The organism is Streptomyces sp. RP5T, from assembly GCF_003933965.1.
Taxonomy (GTDB): Bacteria; Actinomycetota; Actinomycetes; order Streptomycetales; family Streptomycetaceae; genus Streptomyces.
Genome location: NZ_RSAJ01000777.1, coordinates 1 through 3,277 on the forward strand (window position 1 = coordinate 1; position 3,277 = coordinate 3,277).

The 3,277-nt window shown below is 72.4% G+C and carries 3 protein-coding genes and 1 pseudogene; all 4 read left to right on the top strand.

Going from position 1 to position 3,277, the window contains the following annotated elements:
* The first annotated feature begins 249 nt into the window (after positions 1 to 249).
* Positions 250 to 1,020: a DUF4097 family beta strand repeat-containing protein gene (locus tag EHS43_RS40810; RefSeq protein ID WP_125195581.1), complete on the top strand. Its 771-nt coding sequence runs from the start codon at positions 250 to 252 to the stop codon at positions 1,018 to 1,020.
* Positions 1,021 to 1,100: 80 nt separating this feature from the next.
* A complete protein-coding gene (locus EHS43_RS40815) occupies positions 1,101 to 2,477 on the top strand; it encodes a hypothetical protein (RefSeq protein ID WP_125195582.1) in 1,377 nt (458 codons plus the stop codon).
* A gap of 332 nt (positions 2,478 to 2,809) precedes the next feature.
* Positions 2,810 to 2,998, top strand: coding sequence for a hypothetical protein (locus EHS43_RS40820; protein WP_125195583.1), 189 nt, complete (start codon positions 2,810 to 2,812; stop codon positions 2,996 to 2,998).
* 13 nt (positions 2,999 to 3,011) lie between these two features.
* Positions 3,012 to 3,277 (top strand): annotated as a pseudogene (locus EHS43_RS40825) (hypothetical protein); the annotation flags it as partial.

Below are 3,277 nucleotides of genomic sequence, written 5' to 3' on the forward strand. Positions count from 1 at the left end.
GCTTGTAAGGCAGGCGCTCTACCCCTGAGCTACGCACCCGAGACGAGTCGACAGCCTACCTTGCCCGGGACCCTGTCCTGCAATCCCTTACTCGGGTGCCCGGCGGGCTCGGGGTCGGTACGGGGGAAAACCCCACCCCTGATCCGGGAGCGGCCCGGATCCCCCGCCCGCGCTCCGCTCCCTAGGGTCGAAGCAGGGTCGCGGAGTGACCGCGGCCGCCCGTCAGGGCTCCAGCAGGGGGAGATCATCATGGTCCGTTCCGTTCCCGTACGTGCCGCCGCCGCGGCCGGGGTCGTCGCGCTCGTCGTCGCGGGCGCCACCGCCTGCGGTGCCTCCGCCGGGGACGACAAGACCCCCGACCACAGGTCCTTCGCGCTCCAGGGCCGCACCCTGACCGTCGACTCCGACGACTCGGCGCTGGAGATCGTCGCCGCCGATTCGAACAAGGCGGGCACGGTCGAGGTCACCCGTTGGTTCCAGGGCACCGTGGCCGTCGGCAAGGACCCCGAGGTGACCTGGTCGATGAAGGGCGACCGGCTGGTGCTGCGGATGAAGTGCAGCGGTGTCGTCGCCGACTGCGCGGCCAAGCACCGCATCGAGGTGCCGCGGGACATCGCCGTGCGGGTCGAGGACGGCGACGGGAGTGTGCGGGCCCGTGGCTTCACCCGGCCGCTGAGCATCAGCACCGGGGACGGTTCGGTGCGGGTCACCGACTCCAGCGGGCCGCTGGAGCTGCGCAGCGGCGACGGCTCGGTGCGCGCCCAGGTCGCCTCCCGCCGGGTCACCGCCCGCTCCGGGGACGGCTCGGTCCATCTCGAACTCGGCGCCGTACCGGACCGGGTGGAGACCCGCAGCGGCGACGGCTCGGTGACCGTGGAGCTGCCGAGGGCCACCTACCGCGTGGACGCGAAGTCCGGTGACGGCGGGGTCGACGTGTCCGTGCCCCGGTCGGGTTCCAGCGACCACTTCGTGTCCGCCAGGAGCGGAGACGGGAAGATCACGGTGCGAACCGCGAACTGACCGGCCCGTGTGTTCGTCCCTTACCGGTGGGAGAATGACACCGGGCCCCGCCAGGACGGACCACAGCACGGGAGAGGGATGTGACGGCGACACCACCGCAGCCGTACTCGTCGTCGTCGGTGCCGCGCGCACACCGCCAGGCGCTCAGGGACACCCTCGTCCTCGTCGGCCTGCCCCTGCTCGCGGCCCTCGCGCTGCCGGCCGCGTTCGCCGGCGGCGGCACCCGGCGCTGGTTCGGCGGGCGTGCGGAGAGCCAGCGGGCCGAGGCGCAGGCCGCGAAGGACGCCGCTGCGGCGGCTTTCTACGAACTGGACACCGCCCAGCGGGATCTGCGGATCTCGATAGAGACGATCACGGCGGTCGACGACTCCCCCGCCGCCCGGCGGGCGGTCGCCGACTTCCAGGCGATCAGCGGGCGCATCGACGAGGCCAGCAGCCGCTACATCGAGGCCGTCGACGCCCATGACCTCGACCGGGACGACCTGGAGGCCTCGGTCGCCGCACACGCGCGCGCCGAGCTCACCCGGGCCAAGGACGAGCTGGGCAACGTCAAGAAGGAGCTGGATCGTTTCGGCGACAGCCTCGGCCCGCTGCTCGGCAAGGCCGAGACCCAGCTCGCCCGGCTCGCCCCGGCCGTGGAGCGGGCCCGGCAGGGACTGCTGGCCGCCTCCAACGCCCTGGACGCCGTACGGGAGTCGGGGCTGCGGGCGGACGACCTAGCCGCCCGGCTCGCCGCCCTCGGTCCCGAACTGACCAAGCTCAACCAGGGGGCCGGACAGCACGGCGTGCCGCAGACCCTGGAGCGGGCCGAGGGAGTGGCGCGGGAGGCCGGGGCGATCCGGGCGGAGGCCGAGCGGCTGCCGGAACGGGCCGCGGAGATCGACCGCCGGCTGGTCTCCCTGCGCACCCGCGCCGAGGCCCTCACCACCCGCGCGGGCCAGGTCGAGCCGGTCCTGAGCGAACTGCGCCGCCGGTTCACCGTGGCCTGCTGGCAGGACCTCCAGCACGTCCCGGACCAGGCCGCGCAGAACGTCCGGCAGGCCGAGCAGAAGCTCCGCGAGGCCCGCGTCGCGCGCGACGAACAGCGCTGGCCGGACGCGACCTCCCTGCTCTCCACGGTCCGCGCCCTCCTCAACACCACCGACGAGTCCGTCTCCGCCGCCGGTGACCGGCTGCGCCGGCTCAACGCCGTGCAGAAGGACCCCCAGCAGGAGATCGACCGCACCCGTTTCGCCATCCGTGACGCCCAGCGCCTCGCCATGACCGGCCGCACCACCCCCGACCCGCGGCACGCGCGCCCCCTGGACGACTCGGTGGCCCGCCTGGACCGGGCGGTTGCCACCCTGGAGGGCCGTCACCCCGACTACTGGCACTTCCTCACCGAGACGGAAGCGGTACGGCAGACGGTCGCCCGGGTCGTCGCGCAGATCCGCGAGGAACGCGGCAGCACCCACTGACGACCCCTCGCCCTCGCTCGCCACACCCTCCCGAGCGGAGATTGACATCCCGCCGGACCAGACGATCGCCCGCACGGAAGCCCGACACCCCGGCTACGGGCACACCCTCACCGAGACGGAAGCGGTACGGCAGACGGTCGCCCGGGTCGTCGCGCAGATCCGCGAGGAACGCGGCAGCACCCACTGACGACCCCTCGCCGTCGCTCGCCATACGCTCCCGCGCGGAGATTGAATCTCGCACGAACTAGACAAATCACCCTTTTTTGCATAGATCGCCCTAATGCGGTGACATGTACTGAGACCCGCATATCTCTCGCAAAGGAGATGGTGGTATGTCTTCCACCGAGTTCCAGCTCGAGGACCTCACCGAGGTTCCCGGCATCGACGTCGAAGCGGCTCTCGACCCCGTCGAGGCCGACGGCCACTACCGCGACAGCCGTCAGTGCGCGGCGCTTGCTCTGACGTCCTCGACGAGCAACCTCCTGCTGTCGCCTCCGACGCCACGGCCGAAGAAGGGCTGACGGGAGAACCCGAATGGAGCAGTCAGGCACTTCGACCCGCCTCGCGGGCGCGGTGCAGGACCTCACGTCGGAACTGGTCTCCGCTCTTCGGAGCGGAGACCGCTTCCGGCTCGCAGGCACGGTCACCCAGGGCCCCGGCCCCGGATCGACCACCGACCCGTCCCTCGCCGCCGTACGGGTGGTGGGAGCCGATGTCGTGCTGCCGAGCGTCCTGCTGCGCTGCGCGCCCCCCGACCCGGACGATCTCGCGGTGCTCGGCAGAGCCGTGCACGCCTACCC